This window comes from Megasphaera sp. UBA4233 (assembly GCF_002395615.1).
Lineage (GTDB): Bacteria > Bacillota > Negativicutes > Veillonellales > Megasphaeraceae > Megasphaera > Megasphaera hexanoica.
The window spans coordinates 1-15,987 of the sequence record NZ_DGXL01000035.1 but is presented as its reverse complement, the minus strand read 5'-3'; the positions used below and the strand labels follow the sequence as shown (position 1 = coordinate 15,987).

Sequence of the window (15,987 nt, the reverse complement as noted above, 5' to 3'; positions counted from 1 at the left end):
GATTTATTGATGCAATTCACTTCCTATACCAAACCCACCACATCCTTTCACAACATGTCTTTTACCGTCTGATTTTATTATTGCAGGTTTTTAAATTTCATGATCAACTCGTAGAGTTGACTTAAAAATTCAGTATTTATCAGCGTTTTGTCATTTTAGGCATAAAAAAAAGACCCTAAAAAGGGTCTAAAGTCAACTTGTTGGGTTTTTTATTTTTCAAAATTCTTTTATTGTGCTACCCAACTCCTTCATTTTTCGTTTCTGCAGTATCAAATTAAAGTTATCAATCGTGATTTTAGGGAAGTTTGACAAAATTGTATAATATGTTTTGTATGGCTCCTGATACGGTGAAACATTATTTACGGATTTTTTGAACAACATTTCTACAATAGGTAACTTTAACTGAAGCGCTACACATATTGCCATCAAGACATCTGTTCCCATATTGGAATATTCGCCGCGCCGAATCCTTCCTAAATAATCTTTGTGCAAAAGCGTTTCTTCATTAAATTGTTCTGGTGTCCAATGACGGCTATGTATGGCAAACCACAAACATTCACAAAGAGTTGTATATGGATTGCTCGCCATTTGCACTAAAGTACGTTCTTCAGATGTTTCCTCAAACATAGCATCGATTGCACTTTGAACGGCTTCGTCAGAATCAATTTTACTAAGGGCCGTCTGTGCTTCAGGATGAAAAGCCAAAATTCTAGCATCTATTTCTTCCCCACTGTATAAAAAGGCCTGCCCCAAATCTTCCCGTAAATGCGGATAATCAATATACTTTTGTGCCCGAATATTGATCACACACTTTTCAAGATGTTTCTTAGCATTTGCGGTCAGATGTGGAACTCCGTCTTTTATGGCAACATACTTAGTGAGGGCGATAACGAAATAGCCATCTGCAAATATGAACCGGCCGCTGTTCAGCCACTTTTGCAAGTCTTCATTTGCTAAAACAAGAGCCCCCGCTTCAACTTCCGTAAGTCTTACAAAATCTTTGCTTTGGTTAATATCTGAAAAAACGGCATCAAAATCCGGCAGTTCACTCAGTATCTCCTTCAGCCCAACTTCCAGAAGTCGATATTTTACCGATATACGGGAAACAATAAAGAACTTACTGAGTTCTTCAATTAAAGTATCACAAGAACCCCATCTTGATTTCGCTTTTTCGGCATCCAGTAATTCTAATGCCTTTCGTGTAAACATGACCTTTGGCATTAACACACGAGGAGCCAGGCGATGCGCCTGCCATTCCAGCCAGCGAACTTCATTTGCTTTTGTATTGCTACCCGCTGATGGCTCATAAAAAGTTTCAGAACGGCGGCACATCATGGGAAATAGTTTTTCTTTGCTCCGTTTATTTTTAATAGCCAGAATTTCAAAATATTTTTTGTCTTTCTCCCAGTGGAGAACTTCGTGGATAAGTGTATTCCGTTTTGCGCCTTCTCCTCGAAAAGAGGCCGTTAAAGGATCCACTAAGATAGTTCCCGCCGGATACGCTTTGAGCACCATAGTCTGGGTGTCTTTATCATAGACTTTGACTTCTCCGTCCAACAGCATGCAGCATCCAAATATATCCAAATTTTCGGATAACTGAACTTTTTCTACCGTAAGACCTTCTTCTTTCAGAATCCGGTCTACCGGTATAGGCATTGGCTGAAGCAATGCCTCTGGACAATGGTGCATCAAATATTTTTCAGCATAATCATCCAATCGATTTTTCCCCAGTACCAATGCGCCTGTTTTTCGATTTATATCAAAGATATCACTCGGTGTCAGCTTCGTCATTAGCCTTATTTATCGCTCCTTTTTCCATGTAATCCAATGGCAATGCCGCCAGAATTTTTTTTGCCTCCCTCCACTGCGGGTAAAATTCCTCCACCAATGCTTGGAACCGATGTGTATGGTTTTCCTCCAGTAAATGTACCAGTTCATGCGTTATCACGTATTCCAGACACTCGACAGGCTTCTTTGCCAACTGTAAATTAATCCATATCCGGCGTTCAGGTATCTTACAGGTTCCCCATCGGGTATGCATGTTCTTGACGCGATATTCTGCTGCTTGGATACCCGTACGCTTTTCACATAGAGCAATTACCCCGCCCATGATTCGTTTGATTTCCTTACGGTACCATTCTGTAATGATTTTTTCTTTCTGTGCCTCCGTAGTTCCTTCCGGCACAGTCAGCACAAGCTTCGTCGGTGTTTTCTCTATACGTGATCTTTTGCCTTGGTATACTACCTGAAGCCTGTATGGCTTACCCCAGATATAATAAGACTCGCCGGATATATATTCTCTTTTGTTTTGTCGTGGCTGCCCCAGCATCTTTTCTCTTGTCTTTATAATCTCAGGCATCTTGCGCAGAACAAATAATCGAACGGATTCCGTTTTTGTATTCAACGGTACACTGACCGAAACCTCTCCATCCGGCGGAAATATCCGTAAATACCAATTTTTCAAATTTGCCTTCTTGATAATCATAACCGGCAAGCCGCCTATCACTACTTCCTCGCTATACATCGTACTCCTCCTGCCGGTTGGCCAAATCGAAAATTTCCAAGGCTTTTGCTTGTGCGACCTCACTGGTATATCCGTGGTCGAGCAATTTCTTACAAATATTCTTCTGGATTCTTCGCTGTTTTTGGAAATTCCCTTTCCACCCGGGCTGCAACGCATTCCGGATTGTTTCATCAATGATGAGGGTCAAATCTTCATCTTTATGAAAATACTCGAACAAAGCCATCCTGGCTACACTGGTCCTAATCTTTTCCGGATACTTATTTTTACGTTCAGGGTGTAGAATGGATTCAGCCAATTCTACTACCTGGCGCAAGTACTCCTCATAACTCATAGCCTCGATTTTGCGTTGCTGGATGACATCTTCCAGCATTTCAGACAGCTTGCCGTAATACTGCTTGTTGGAGCTCATCTTTTTCACGATTTCACGACGGAGGTTACCTTCGATTGTTGCTGTCTTGGCTTCCTGACTCCCTGGCAAATCTTTTATCAATTCTGCCGGTGTCGTGGTTTTTCCTTCAAGCAACAACTCTACCAAAGACATCTTTCCCAGTGCGCTGACCACCTTACTATCCTCCGCACGGATGTATGTATCCAGAATATACCGCATGTCAGCTTCATAAGGTTTGAGGTCTATATAATCACAACTGGCTAATTTAATCATTTCCTTGATTTGGTTATATCCAGCCAAACGCTGACGCACACGTTCAACATCTGATTCATCATATTTATAATCAGAAACCAGTCTGTCACAGCAATTGGCAAAGGAACGGGTAGCTGATGCGGTCAATGTGTACAGCGTATCCCGCTTCGCGCTTTTTTCCTGGTCTTCATCATCATCCGAACAGAAATATGATATATAGTCAGTATCTTCTTTTGGATCGGGCACATTTTCCAGCAATTCGCTCAAAGAATTCAGCGCTCCGTCCATTTCGGCCTTTGCTTCATCATATCGGTTTTTAATCAGCCCATCAACATCTTCTTTATCAAATCCATCAAATGCTTCGGAAGTATAATCAGCAACAGCGAGTTGTATATTGCGGAACAAATCCATATAATCCACGATATAGCCATAGTCTTTATCTTCGCCATCCGGTCGGTTGACACGACAAATGGCCTGGAAAAGGTCATGGTCACGCATCGACTTATCAATATACAGATAGGTTGCGCTCGGTGCGTCAAAACCTGTCAGAAGTTTGTTTACCACGATGAGAAGTTTCATCTGGCCCGGTTCTTTCTTGAATTTTTCTTTTGCCTCTGCCTCAAAATTGCTGACATCTTTTCCATTCAACATGCGCTCGTATACTCTTTTTTTATATTCCTCTTCATCCTCTTTCGTTAAATCAGACGTCGCCGTGCGTACGCTGGCAGTAGATGGCTCATATGACGTTACGACTGCGCACTTGGTGAAATTCATGCTCATGAAAATTTCCCAATAACGGCAGGCTTCATAAACGCTATTTGCCACCAACATAGCTGTACCCCTGTCATCACACAGTCGCGGTTTCAGACTCATATCGAAGACAATATCAGCGGCTATTTTTTCCAGTCGCTGCTTTGAGCTATACAGTTTATTGATGGATGTCCACCGTTGCTTTAGCTGTTGCCTGGCTCTTTCTGTCAGCCCTCTCGTCTTGTTTTCAAACCAGAGGTCTGCCTTTTCCTTACTTGATAAATCCTGATCAACATCCCTTGCTTCATATCGCAAATCAAGGACTACGCCATCTGCTACCCCTTCATCAAATTTATAGGTATGGATATATGTGCCAAAAATCTCTAAGCTGGATTTTTTATCTTTTTTTAGCAAAGGAGTCCCGGTAAAACCAATCAATACGGCATCCGGCATAATGGTTTTAACAGCTTCATGCAATTTCCCCGAGTTGGTACGATGGCATTCATCAATGAATGCTACAATGTTTCCCTTTGCCTTGAAGTCATGCGGTAGATTTTTCAGGAGTTCTTTTCGGTATTGATCGATATCCGCCTGTTCTCCAGCATTATGTCCATATTTGTGAATCAGGGAACAAACTATAGAGTCTTCGTTACTATTCAGGATATTCCGCAAATCTGCGCAGCTTTTCGCACGACGCACTTTTTCATCCACGTCAAAAAAGAGGCTTTCTATCTGATCATCCAATTCCTCCCGGTCCGTAATGATAACGACCCGGCTGTCCGCTATGTTCTCGATAATCCATTTAGTCAGCCAGACCATAATCAGTGATTTTCCAGACCCTTGGGTATTCCAAATAATGCCGCCTTCTTTATCCTGGATACGTTTGCGAGCCGCGATGTTGGCAAAGTATTGATTATGACGACATACTTTTTTGATGCCCGCATCAAAGATGACAAAATCGAAAATCAGCGAAAGGAACCGCTCTTTCTGGCATAACGAAATAATACCGTCTCTTAGGCGGTTTTCTGTCTTAGACTGCAGGTCTTTGATGGTCTTGGACAGTGAGTCTGTGGCTTTGGCATCTTCTTTCCACTTCAAGTAATACTTTTCCGGTGTGTTGATAGTGCCGTAACGCAGCCCTTCTCCTTCGTTGCCGGCAAAGAGGAATTGCGCTGTGCTGAAGAAATTCTGGATATTTTCCCGCTTCTGGTTCTGCAAGAGCTGGCGAATACCTTCGCCTACGCTGACACAGGAGCGCTTCAATTCAAAAATTCCCAGAGCAATACCATTAACATACAAAACCACGTCCGGCCGTTTATGCGTATTCCCGTCATAACGCAAAACAGACACTTCTTCTGCTACGGCAAAGTCATTTTTGTCAAAGTGTTTCCAGTCAATATAGTGTATGGTTGGTCGATTTCCCTTTTCGTCCCTTACTCCCTGCAAGCCATAGCGAAGCAAGGAGTATACATTCCGATTGACCTGGTACAGGGAATCCACCTGGTTGTTGGCCGTCTGCTCCAGTCGACTGATAGCTTGTTGAATCTGTCGCTTTGAATAGCCGCGGTCTTTCAAATTCTTTCGTAGAAGATCTGGTTTAATGGCCGTGTTATCTAAGTCTTCCAGATTGCCTATATAGGTATACCCTAAATCATCTTCCAACCACTTGAGCACTCTGTTTTGTAATTTTCGTTCCGCATCTACGTTATCCATTCACTGTATCCCCCTTTGCTTACAGAGGTAATCGAATACGGCCGGTCAAAAGATCGTCCATTGCGCCCTCACGAATTTGCTTCATCTTATCCAGTTCTGTTTCCAGATTACGTATTTCATCATCCATCGCCGTCAATGTGTTAACAATAGCCTGTTGCTCGTTTTGTTTTGGAAGCATAACAAGTAAATTTTCTAAAATATCACGAGAAAGTCTAGGAATACTTGTTCTTCTAGTTTGAGCGCTTATTTCCTGCTGTCTACTTAGCAAAAGATATAATAAAAATTTTTGACTCACGTTGTCAGTATGCTCAAAAGAATAACAGTCATCTGCAGCCCAAAAATTTTCGTTGCTAAACCCTATATCACCTGCATTCCCTGCTGCAATAACAAAGACTGAATTTCGGCGACAATTATAGTCATTAAAATAACCTAAGGGTTCTAAACTGTTTTGATATACTGGAAAGGTTTCCTTTTTATGCGTCGTATATAATTGACTACGTACTACACGCTTTCCTCTTTTTATTTTGGTAAAATCAAGCAATCTACCTTTTTTCCACTCTCCGCCAAAACCTTCCAGTCGCGTCTTACCGCTCACAAGATCTTCCAATGCGCCCTCGCGGATTGCCTTTTTCTTTTCGATGAGTTCTGTCAAATTGGAGATATAAGTATCAAAAGTAGAAATGGTGTCGGCAATAGCTTTCTGTTCATTAAGCGTTGATGGAATGCAGATTTGAATTCTAGATAACCTGGATGGGTTAATAGCAGGATAACTTGTACCAGTACAATTATCCAGCACCGCTGAAACAAATCGTTCTTGCCTGAGTAATATAAAAAGAAAGTTTGGGTTTATTTTCGCCCTAATCTGAGCATAGCCAGTTGAAAAGACATAATCTCCATTTAGATTAAACAAATAATTATTTCTTTGATACGGACGAACGGTTTGAAAAAAAATATCACCTTTTAATGCTACTCTTCTTGCTCTTGATGGAGCTGTTCTTTGAGTTTCCTTTCTCGGATTAATAAGACTAATTCCTTTTACGGCTTCTAAATCAACATATGTAAAACTAAAAGGTAGGTCGGATTTAGGATTGATAATTGCAAAATCTTTTAGCTCTCCTTGTTTCCAATCTGGAGGATACTTCACCATCTATACCCCATCCTTTCCAAGGCTGCTTTTGCTGCTTGATGTGATGCTTCTGTCTTGGCTTCAATTTCTCCTAAAGTATGTTCATATCGTTTTGCGATGAGTAAGACGCGGGATGACAGAGTATTCAGCACTTGGTCAAATTCGTCACGGATATCTTCAGATAGTTTTGCCATCCATTTCTTATCAAAGAGCAGTTCTTTAATTTCATTCACTGTAAGAGTTGCATACTTATCAACAAGTGCATCATCCAGCTGCTTCCGTGCCCCTTTCCAGACAATGTCCGTATCATCCTTTTCAGCCCATTTAGCCGCATACGTTGTTAATGCGTCGTATTCATCTTGGTAAATTTCTGGCAGCTTCGCCGTATCCGCAGCTGCTTTTGCCGCTGCTTTCAATCTAGCCTTTCCAAAGCTACCATTCTTATTACGAAGTTCATAGTTTGCCAGCTCCGGCAACTGAGTTACAATTTTTTCCATTGCATTAGTCTGTCCAGCGCCAAAAAGTTCTTGTAGTTTTATCAGTGCATCTACAACAGGTGAAGATTTCTTTTCTTCCAATTCTTTGATGCGTTTATTCAGCGACGCCTTGGTAATTCCATCGCCCGCATCATTCAGCACTTCGTTTAGCAAACCATCTTCTCCAGATTCTTCTTCACGCATTTCATCGAGTTCAGCTTCCAAGGATGATGATTTTGCAGCTAAAGCATCCAGGGTGTCCAACTCGTTCTGAAAATATACCTTTTCTAGAATATCTTTCGGAATAAGGGCGCCTTCAAAAGATTTGACCTTTGTCGGATCATCTATCATGATAGTCTTGCCATTTTCATCTTTCAGCACCTTGCCGTTTTTATCTTTCTTTTTTTGCTTCGCATACTCGTACTCAATCTCGCGGCCGGCTTCATAACCACTAGCTTTGATTACATAAACATCATCCTGCAGCTTAGCATTCCAGTAGTTCATCAGGCAATCATAAATATCATAGTTGTCGAGCAGCTTCGCCGGTTCATACTGTGCCAGCAACCGCAACGCAATGTCACGAATCATACTTTTAGGATTCGTTTCTGCCGTAATTCCCAGAAGGTCCCTTTTTACATCATCCTTCCACTTGGTAAATAATGTGCCGGTTTCGTTTTCTTTTTCTGCCTGAATTTGTGCATCCTCGCCCATCACATTTTCAATCTCTACAGAAGGGATAGCCAAGGAATATACGTCGTGTGCTTTATCCTTGTATGTCAAAATAGCCTGCTTCAATGCAGGAGAAATATTCCACAGCTTCTGTAAAGAACGGATATCGTTACCGGGAATGCCGCCGTGCAAATGGGCAGAAATGTTCTGCGGCAGTGTGTCATCTGGTTTCTGGATATAACGAGGAATATTCAAATTTCCCTGATTATCTTCCATGATTTCATTATAGGTTACAAAGCGGGCATATCCAGGTACGTCCACTCTGTTTGTATAGGCTTGCACAATCCGTTCAATATCCTGTTCCCGCAGACGGTTTTTATTGCCATCTTTCTTAAATCCCCGGCTGGCATCAATCAGGAAAATTCCCTTCCGTTTATCCGTGTTTTCTTTGTCAATAATAACGATGCAGGCAGGAATGCCTGTTCCAAAGAATAGGTTAGCCGGCAGACTTACAATGGCTTTGATGTATTTCCTTTCAAGAATCTGTTTGCGGATGGTTTCTTCCGCATTGCCACGGAAAAGAATACCATGAGGCATAACAATTCCGGCTTTACCAGTACTATTTAGTGATTTTAAGACATGCAAAAACCACGCATAGTCCCCATTCTTTTCAGGCGGTATGTCAGCAAACCCGTCAAAACGTTTAAATTCATCTTCACGTGGTTTTATCCCATCTGTCCAGGACTTATCAGAGAATGGTGGATTCATGACTACAAAATCAAACTTTCTTAATTGCCCATGCGCATCCAGATACTTGGGATTTTGCAATGTGTTACCACTACGGATTTCCCCCGTTCCCTTTTGGTGGAGGATTAAATTCATTTTTGCCAAGCCGGCTGTCGATGTATCTTTTTCCTGTCCAAAAATGGATACTATCGTATCGCCATTTTCATCAACCGGTGCCTCATCTGCAGCTCGGATTAATAAGCTGCCACTCCCACACGCGGGATCATAAAGTGTCCATTTTTTATTGGGTTCTTGTTTAATCTCGCCAATACCAATCAGTCTGGCGATGGTACGAGATACTTCACTCGGTGTATAAAATTGCCCCTTGCTCTTGCCCGATTCCTGGGCGAACTTCATCATGAAGTATTCATAGGCGTCGCCAATAATATCATCACCACTGGCACGATTATATTTAAAATCAATCGCCGGATTCTGGAATACTGCAATCAACTTCGAAACCTTATCCACCAGTTCCTTGCCAGATCCCAATTCTTCGGCATTATTGAAACTCACTTCAGGAAGAGACCCCTGGAGTTTATTCGCTTCTAAAAACTTCTGGATAATTATATCAACGCGTTCGCCAACATTGCTTGTCCATTTAACGGCGATAAGATCATCAAAAGAAGCCCCTTCGGGGACAGAAAAATCTGCTAAAGGCTGGTTCTTGTATCTGTCCGATACATATTTGAAAAACAGTAATACCAATACATAATCTTTATATCTAGCCGGTTCCACGCCGCCGCGCAGCTTGTTGCATGCTTCCCATAGGATGGAATATAATTCTGATTTCTTCACTGCCATAATCCTCGTATACCCCTATCTTAACATTTATTTATAATTGATAAGTCAATGACCGTCGAGAGTCATTGCTTATTGCTTACTGCTTCTGACTTTTAGCCCAAGCACTGATTTCTGAGTACTTGAATTTCCAAGACTTCCCAATCTTCTGAGCAGGGATGCCTTTCCCCTTCCGAATCCAATCACGGATAGTAGCTGGCTTCACGCCAAAATACTCTGCCACCTCATTTACGTTGATCCAACGTTCTTCAATGTTCTCCACCATGATGTCTGCGCCTTTCATTGGTTTTATTAAAATTTATGCTCGGTGGATATCAACGTCACACCGAGCCTTCGTATGTTTGTATTATACCATTGATCAACTATCCTCTTCAAGATTTTTTAGCGGTTTAGTGTGGTTTGTTGCTGTTTTTATCAGTCTCCTTTCTAAACCGATGCGCCACATAACACCTGTGAGAACAATACTTCCGTTTTTCTCCGTTGGGTATTAAGTTATGGCTCAGAATGAAGGATAAGTCAAGTAACTCGTGAACGACTATCAAACAAGTGAACGCATATATTTAATTAGCCGTTCAAACGTTGTGTATTTTGAATTTCGGAAAATTAGTTCTCGAAAATTTGAAAATGATTTTTATTGAAAATTAAAAAATGGACCTTCGAAGCAAGGTGCTTTAAAAGTCCATATATCAAACAATTTCCAAGATAAGGTGCGTTTTTTTCTGGCGTATCAACACTGTCGTTTGTATTTCGGTTGCCTTAGAATATTTGATACAATTACATGATGTTGCCCGAAAACTCTTTGACGATGCATCCTGGAATGCTAGAGGTAAATGCACACCACAAGATTAGTCATAATTGTAGTCATTAACAATTTTTTTTTTAAATGACAGCTTTTTCCATAAACCAATCATAGTAGGAAGAATATTCTTGGTTATCAAAGTCCTTTCCTAGCTTTCTGGGTATGAGCATCCTGGTATCTTTTTCGCCTAAGGCTTTTTCAATTTCCTGCTCATGATCTTTCAGCTGAAGATACCAATCTCTACCCTTGCCAATATATACGCCTGCTGTCGCTCTATGTCTTGAGGTATTAATCGTGAATTCAATAACGACAGATGCTACGCCGGTACTCAGGTTATACCAGTTAGTAGCAAAAGCTTTCCGACAGGAAAAAATTTTTCCAAAATCACTATCCTTCTTAAAAGCATAATCACAAAAACGCTGCCAAAAATCCAACTGCAATTTTCTTAACGGCGTCAATGTTTCTGCCGCTTTAACGGTTTTTGCCCATTCATTAGGACGTTCCACCACATTAAACCGAGGTGCTGGCAGGGAATCACCAATACGCCAGAGTTCGATTTCAATGAGGAAAATTCCAATATTTTCATCCGTATGCTGATTCAACCATTCGATTGCTTTTTTATGTTCATCACGAGCCTTCTTTACAATCCAAACAATGACTTCTGCATCTTTGCCGGCAGCATAGGTAATGATCTTACCGAGATGATCATGGTCTGTATCTTCTAATTGATTTTCAATGATAATACCTCGAGAACTGCCGCTTTCACGAGCATAAATATCTACACTGAAACTTCCAACCGAGGATTCTGTTTCTTCAAATTCTAAATCAATCCCAATTGCATCGCTGAGTTGTTCCAGATTTTCCTTTGCAGCAAGCCATTTAGAGAAATCGGCTTCTTCATGCGGCCATATCGAACGCAAGTCATCTATTTTCTTCATGCGTCCAAGCTTTTCCATTCTTTCATCACATCCTTGGCTATAATAGCTCGTTCACTTTATTCCAATTATAACATATTCACAAAAGCCAAGCCTTTTAAGATAAGTAATTTCTAGGTCGTTTTTCATTGTGTAATAATATTTATAGTATTATTGTCAGCTTTAATATTTTTTAAAATACCACATATTGTATATTGGTAGTAAAACAGTAGTATTTTTCTTTTCTGATTCGCCGCAAAGCCCGTGTTCATGCGGTTCTTCAAAAGATGGACAGATATTGCCGTGGCAAATGAAAAGTATCTTTATCACTTTATTTTTACTCCTTCCTATGCCGAGATATGCCAATATAATGCGGTTTTCCGAGGTTCACACGTTTCTGTAAAAAAGACAGAACCCGGCAAAAAACGTCATAACTTTGCCCTCTGTAGTAGTAAAAACGGTAGTAAAACGGGCCCTTCCTACTACCGAATTTTTTGGGTGATTTTTCCTCTGTTATTATAGCAAAAAAGGAGGGTTATAGTCAGCCAGCGAAGACAGCAGGTATGTGTCAACAAGTTATCCATTTCCAAGCATAAAAATACCCTCATTACTGTTTTATCCAGTAACGAGGGTACGATAAATTATGGTGAATACCCACAATTATCTGCGAGTTTCTGTATCGTAATCTTATCGATATTTTTTACCGCAGCAAGCTCCTGAAAAGAAGCGGCAAGTACCTCTCTAGGAGTTTTTCGTTTCATTTTTTACGGTCTTCCGCCGCCATTCGAGTCAGTCTCATTCCAAGGTCATATGCCTTTTTCAGGTCCTTTGGAAAAACTTCTTCCCGCTGCCGCTTCTTGTCCGCTTCATCAAAAAGGTTCTGCCTGTAACGGGAATAATCATTGTATTGATAAGTGTTGCAGCAGTACTGGACTTCGTTATATCCATAAATGAGGTCCATGGTTTTTCCCCAGGTTCCCAGCAGCTCCGGATAATGGAATTTTTCCATCTCCTCTTCCTTGCAATTCATGGCATAGATCAAAGCAGAGAATTTTTTATCATGAGGAACCATATCGGGCTTCCCGTCCTTATAGAAATATGAATAGATTGGGAAAAGGGAACGATTGAGGAGGCTGATGACCTGCCCGTTAGGATAGCCGAAATAGACGGGACTTCCCACGATGACCACATCGGCTTCCCAAATCTTTTTGAGAACAGGCTGAATACTGTCCCGGACAGCGCATAACCCATCCGTTTTGCTATTCTTCAGCTTACAGGCATAGCATTCCCGGCAATCCGTAAATTCATAATCTACCAGATGGATGAGTTCTGTTTCAGCACCAGCCGTCTCGGCTCCCCGCTGTGCCTGCTGCAACAATTGGGCAGTGCTGAAATTTTTTCTTGGACTTCCATTCAATAAAATTGCTTTCATCATAATCTCCTCTTTCTTTCAGAATGTCGTGCTGGTTCAGACCCAGCAGTCCATCGAGTTTTGTCCAATGAATTCGCTTTTTCTACAATCATGTCAATTCCATTCCCGTAAGGATAACTTCTGTTTTTTTCTTGAATCCGTGCTTTCCGTAGAACCCCGGCATGGAAGCTCTCTTATGTCCATTTTAACACAGAGATGCTCTAAGTACTACTGCATTCTGCTTCCCTATCCTACGATTGTTTTGTTAAAATATCCTCTTTACCGTTTTGTCCAGTAAAAAAGGGTACATCCGTTTTTCGACGATTCGGAAATGTCATCCATCATGGGCTCTGGAATACTAGCCATTGCTTTTGGTTGAACAGAAGTTTCCTATTTGTTGATTTTGTTATCCATGCGATCACTGAGAGGCACCACTTCAGATGCAACAGCCTGATTCATCTGCCCTACGTTGACGACATCCGTATCCGCTTCCCCTGTTGCCACGCCGGTGATCTGGTGGGTTACAATGTCACTCCCTATGGCGATGACAGCATGAGTGGATTTCCAGAAATGATCTGTATGCGTCGTTTCGTCATCCGTTTCATCATCAAAGACAGCGCCAGGCTTTCCTGCCTCACGATTTGCCATGGGCCCGCTCCCCAAGGCAATGGACCAACAAATCCAGTACCTTATCTTCCCTCCCATCTTATCTGCCTCATTTCTGGTTATCTGCAACATTTTATGCTAAAATGTTGCAGATAATAAAAGATGAGGGAGATTTTTATGCGAACCTTTAACTACTCGCAAGAAATGCAGAATTTACTGACACCTGAAATTGTCCAGCTTCTTACCTGTATCCATGACTGCGGTCCTGCTCTTTTCATCACGCCTTATTGGGAAACCAAATCACTTTGGGTTGAATCTCGCCTACCTGCTTCAGTTCTTTCCGCACATTTAGTTTTGTGGTTTATCTCTGGCATGAAATATTTTAGAAATTAATTGAGCGAATCATGGAGAAGAAAATAGAAAGGATGATGTATATTGAGCGGCAAAGCCAAACTGATAGTAGAAGCGCCCAACGGGGATTTTTGCCCCGTCAGGCTCATGCAAAAAATTATGGAGGGAAAATGGAAATTTATTATTTTGTATTACCTCATGCTGAAGCCGACACGGTTCAATGAACTCCAACGTCTCATACCAAACATCTCGCATGGCGTTTTGACCACACAGTTGAAGGAAGACATGGGATAATCCCACATTGGAAATCATATACATCGAAAACGCTCAACTCAAATTTGAGAAGGGCTACAATGATACCGAGAGGGTTCTTTGATTTGCAAGCCGCTGCATGGACTTCATGTGGTGGCTTTTTCAAATTTTCCGGAATATGATATACTTCTATCAATAACAGTTATACTATTTCGAGGAGACAGAATACACGCAACTATTACACCAGATACAGTGTCGAAATCACAAAGGCTCCCTATGAATTAGGCAAAAATTAATCAAGGATGTGCAACCATTATGATACAAATCGAAGAAACAGTCTTTGCCCGTAAACGCTGGATAGAAAGTAAGATGCTCGCTTATGGATTTCATAAAATAAATGAAACGTATATACTTGAAAAACCATTTCTTGACGGGAATTTCAAAGCCATCCTTTCCGTTACCTCAAAAGGGCTGGTTACGGGTAAGGTCATGGACCGGATGACCCAGGATGAATATTATCAGTTGCGTCAGGAAACCTCCGATGGTGCTTATGTCCATACAGTCCGTTCCGCTTATCTGTCCCTGCTTAAAGAAATTGCCTTTTTATGTTGCGGAGATGTCCTATTTGCCTCACTTCAGGCCAACCGGCTGACCCAGGCCATTTTGGACAACTTTCAGGTCAGGCCGGATTTTCCCTGGAATCATTCCGCACGATATCAGTCGTACGGAGCCTTTCGTCATTCTTCCAACCGGAAATGGTTCGCCCTCATCATGAATGTAAACAGAGGTGTGCTGGATAAAGACGGCAATTCCGGTCAAGTTGATATCATCAACGTAAAAATCAGACCTGAACAGGCAGAACAGCTCTACCGTATCCCCGGCATCTACCCGGCTTATCATATGAACCACAAGACGTGGATTTCAGTGGTGCTGGATGAAACCTTACCGGATGAAAGAATCTTGGAGTTCATTGACACAAGCTATCAGTTAACGATTCACTAAAGAGGAATACAAGTACTAATTGTACAATTATTACGTCTTGCACTTCCTTTATTATGAAATCACCAAAGCTGTGATATACCAGTCATCACATTTTTCCACCCTATCGAATAGCAGATTCTGTTATAAAACCAACATACTTGTCTCCCCGGCCATGATATACTGATTCCAGAAAGACAAAGAAACCAATAAAAAACGCCTATGATGACTGTATCATGAATAGGCAACAGAAAGGGGCAGACCTCATGAAAAATATAGAATGGAAAGATAAAGTGGCAAGTTTTAAAAAAATTGATGTGCGCGGCATTGCCGGTAATTTCCTTGATGGGCTGAAAAAACAGGCGGCAAAGCTCCCCGTCGGCGAAGGGATAGAAGTCATTCAAAGTTTCGAACCCATTCCCCTCTATGAAATCATGGAAATGCTGGGATATGTTCACTATACAGAAAAAACAGCGGAACATGAGTATCACGCTTATTTCTATCGGACCGAGGAAAAAGGGAACGTAGAAGATGCGCCGGAACGGCCGGCAGTCATCGCCAATTATCCCATGATCGATGAAAAACTGGGCGAGCTGGCTGTAGAATTTTGGGATATGACCTGGAAAAGCGAAAAACGATATCTCGATTACAACATCCGGCTCCTGCTCTCTCTGGCCAATGCCGTCGGTGCCGGAAGGATGCGGCAGGCCATGCGGGAACTGCTGAAAGCCTATGCCAACGGGCTGGATTCCAGAGCCCTGGACGACGTGTTTGAACAACTGGCCTGGAATATGGGCATCGGCTTCTTCAGTTCGGAAATTGCTCCGTCTCCCCTGTTTCATGCGTATAAGCTGATTAAACAGATGGAAAAACAGGGAAAAGAGAGAGACGAAATCAACCAGATGCTAAGAGAAAAATTTTCAGATAAAAAAGGTGTATGCAAGTAACATGTACCCTCTTTACCGGATGTCCCGGTAAGGAGGGTATTTTCATGGGCTATACCTATGAATCGTGAATACAGTGTCCCATAATCCGACATCATAAAGAAAGAGTTCCCTATTTCACGATATGATTCTTCGACTTTATTGAGCGTTCTTCTTGTTTTTTGCCAAATTGGGGTCTGTAACAAAATGAGTTTTTGATATGCTCCCCCTATGAGAGACAGTAAAAAATAAAACTGTCATCATAGGGGGA

The 15,987-nt window shown here is 41.6% G+C and carries 13 protein-coding genes; 4 read left to right on the top strand and 9 right to left on the bottom strand.

All coding sequences use genetic code 11. From position 1 onward, the window contains the following. Nucleotides 1–216 precede the first annotated feature (216 nt). From B2U90_RS11850 to B2U90_RS11810, 9 genes are all read right to left on the bottom strand, one after another. Nucleotides 217–1,791, bottom strand: a complete 1,575-nt coding sequence (locus B2U90_RS11850) for a helix-turn-helix domain-containing protein (RefSeq protein ID WP_292017879.1) — start codon at nucleotides 1,789–1,791, stop codon at nucleotides 217–219. Next, on the bottom strand, nucleotides 1,769–2,524 hold the full coding sequence (locus B2U90_RS11845; protein ID WP_292017878.1) for a M48 family metallopeptidase: 756 nt from the start codon (nucleotides 2,522–2,524) through the stop codon (nucleotides 1,769–1,771). Before B2U90_RS11845 ends, B2U90_RS11850 begins: the two co-directional genes overlap by 23 nt. Then, nucleotides 2,517–5,627 (bottom strand): type I restriction endonuclease subunit R, encoded by a 3,111-nt coding sequence (locus B2U90_RS11840; RefSeq protein WP_292017877.1) that lies wholly within the window; start codon nucleotides 5,625–5,627, stop codon nucleotides 2,517–2,519. Before B2U90_RS11840 ends, B2U90_RS11845 begins: the two co-directional genes overlap by 8 nt. Before the next feature lie 19 nt (nucleotides 5,628–5,646). Further along, a complete protein-coding gene (locus B2U90_RS11835; RefSeq protein ID WP_292017876.1) occupies nucleotides 5,647–6,774 on the bottom strand; it encodes a restriction endonuclease subunit S in 1,128 nt (375 codons plus the stop codon). Then, nucleotides 6,768–9,485 carry a type I restriction-modification system subunit M gene (locus B2U90_RS11830; protein WP_292017875.1) on the bottom strand — a complete coding sequence of 906 codons (2,718 nt, stop codon included), beginning with the start codon at nucleotides 9,483–9,485 and terminating at the stop codon, nucleotides 6,768–6,770. The genes B2U90_RS11835 and B2U90_RS11830 overlap by 7 nt, the downstream gene beginning before the upstream one ends. 76 nt (nucleotides 9,486–9,561) lie before the next feature. Continuing rightward, nucleotides 9,562–9,747 (bottom strand): helix-turn-helix domain-containing protein, encoded by a 186-nt coding sequence (locus B2U90_RS11825; RefSeq protein ID WP_292017874.1) that lies wholly within the window; start codon nucleotides 9,745–9,747, stop codon nucleotides 9,562–9,564. Nucleotides 9,748–10,361: 614 nt separating this feature from the next. Further along, nucleotides 10,362–11,237 (bottom strand): DUF4268 domain-containing protein, encoded by an 876-nt coding sequence (locus B2U90_RS11820; RefSeq protein WP_292017873.1) that lies wholly within the window; start codon nucleotides 11,235–11,237, stop codon nucleotides 10,362–10,364. Between the two features lie 715 nt (nucleotides 11,238–11,952). Next, complete coding sequence (locus B2U90_RS11815) at nucleotides 11,953–12,630, bottom strand: flavodoxin family protein (RefSeq protein ID WP_292017872.1); 678 nt, start codon at nucleotides 12,628–12,630, stop codon at nucleotides 11,953–11,955. Nucleotides 12,631–12,996: 366 nt separating this feature from the next. Next, nucleotides 12,997–13,254: a hypothetical protein gene (locus B2U90_RS11810; protein WP_075581401.1), complete on the bottom strand. Its 258-nt coding sequence runs from the start codon at nucleotides 13,252–13,254 to the stop codon at nucleotides 12,997–12,999. A 362-nt stretch (nucleotides 13,255–13,616) separates the two neighbouring features. Here B2U90_RS11810 and B2U90_RS12545 point away from each other — a divergent pair, with 362 nt between their 5' ends. From B2U90_RS12545 to B2U90_RS11795, 4 genes are all read left to right on the top strand, one after another. After that, on the top strand, nucleotides 13,617–13,787 hold the full coding sequence (locus B2U90_RS12545) for a hypothetical protein (protein ID WP_349678599.1): 171 nt from the start codon (nucleotides 13,617–13,619) through the stop codon (nucleotides 13,785–13,787). After that, nucleotides 13,723–13,857, top strand: a complete 135-nt coding sequence (locus tag B2U90_RS12580; RefSeq protein WP_366788487.1) for a winged helix-turn-helix transcriptional regulator — start codon at nucleotides 13,723–13,725, stop codon at nucleotides 13,855–13,857. The genes B2U90_RS12545 and B2U90_RS12580 overlap by 65 nt, the downstream gene beginning before the upstream one ends. Nucleotides 13,858–14,130: 273 nt before the next feature. Beyond that, nucleotides 14,131–14,817, top strand: a complete 687-nt coding sequence (locus tag B2U90_RS11800) for an MmcQ/YjbR family DNA-binding protein (protein ID WP_292017871.1) — start codon at nucleotides 14,131–14,133, stop codon at nucleotides 14,815–14,817. A gap of 242 nt (nucleotides 14,818–15,059) precedes the next feature. Next, nucleotides 15,060–15,740 carry a DUF2249 domain-containing protein gene (locus B2U90_RS11795; protein WP_059075463.1) on the top strand — a complete coding sequence of 227 codons (681 nt, stop codon included), beginning with the start codon at nucleotides 15,060–15,062 and terminating at the stop codon, nucleotides 15,738–15,740. Nucleotides 15,741–15,987: the final 247 nt, after the last annotated feature.

Excerpts from the sequence above, each read along its gene's own strand:
- B2U90_RS11830 (WP_292017875.1), bottom strand. The coding sequence starts at position 9,485 with ATGGCAGTGAAGAAATCAGAATTATATTCCATCCTATGGGAAGCATGC.
- B2U90_RS12545 (WP_349678599.1), top strand. The coding sequence starts at position 13,617 with ATGGAGAAGAAAATAGAAAGGATGATGTATATTGAGCGGCAAAGCCAA.
- B2U90_RS11800 (WP_292017871.1), top strand. The coding sequence starts at position 14,131 with ATGATACAAATCGAAGAAACAGTCTTTGCCCGTAAACGCTGGATAGAA.
- B2U90_RS11825 (WP_292017874.1), bottom strand. The coding sequence starts at position 9,747 with ATGGTGGAGAACATTGAAGAACGTTGGATCAACGTAAATGAGGTGGCA.
- B2U90_RS11820 (WP_292017873.1), bottom strand. The coding sequence starts at position 11,237 with ATGGAAAAGCTTGGACGCATGAAGAAAATAGATGACTTGCGTTCGATA.
- B2U90_RS11840 (WP_292017877.1), bottom strand. The coding sequence starts at position 5,627 with ATGGATAACGTAGATGCGGAACGAAAATTACAAAACAGAGTGCTCAAG.
- B2U90_RS11815 (WP_292017872.1), bottom strand. The coding sequence starts at position 12,630 with ATGATGAAAGCAATTTTATTGAATGGAAGTCCAAGAAAAAATTTCAGC.
- B2U90_RS11845 (WP_292017878.1), bottom strand. The coding sequence starts at position 2,524 with ATGTATAGCGAGGAAGTAGTGATAGGCGGCTTGCCGGTTATGATTATC.
- B2U90_RS11810 (WP_075581401.1), bottom strand. The coding sequence starts at position 13,254 with ATGGCAAATCGTGAGGCAGGAAAGCCTGGCGCTGTCTTTGATGATGAA.
- B2U90_RS11795 (WP_059075463.1), top strand. The coding sequence starts at position 15,060 with ATGAAAAATATAGAATGGAAAGATAAAGTGGCAAGTTTTAAAAAAATT.
- B2U90_RS12580 (WP_366788487.1), top strand. The coding sequence starts at position 13,723 with ATGGAGGGAAAATGGAAATTTATTATTTTGTATTACCTCATGCTGAAG.
- B2U90_RS11850 (WP_292017879.1), bottom strand. The coding sequence starts at position 1,791 with ATGACGAAGCTGACACCGAGTGATATCTTTGATATAAATCGAAAAACA.
- B2U90_RS11835 (WP_292017876.1), bottom strand. The coding sequence starts at position 6,774 with ATGGTGAAGTATCCTCCAGATTGGAAACAAGGAGAGCTAAAAGATTTT.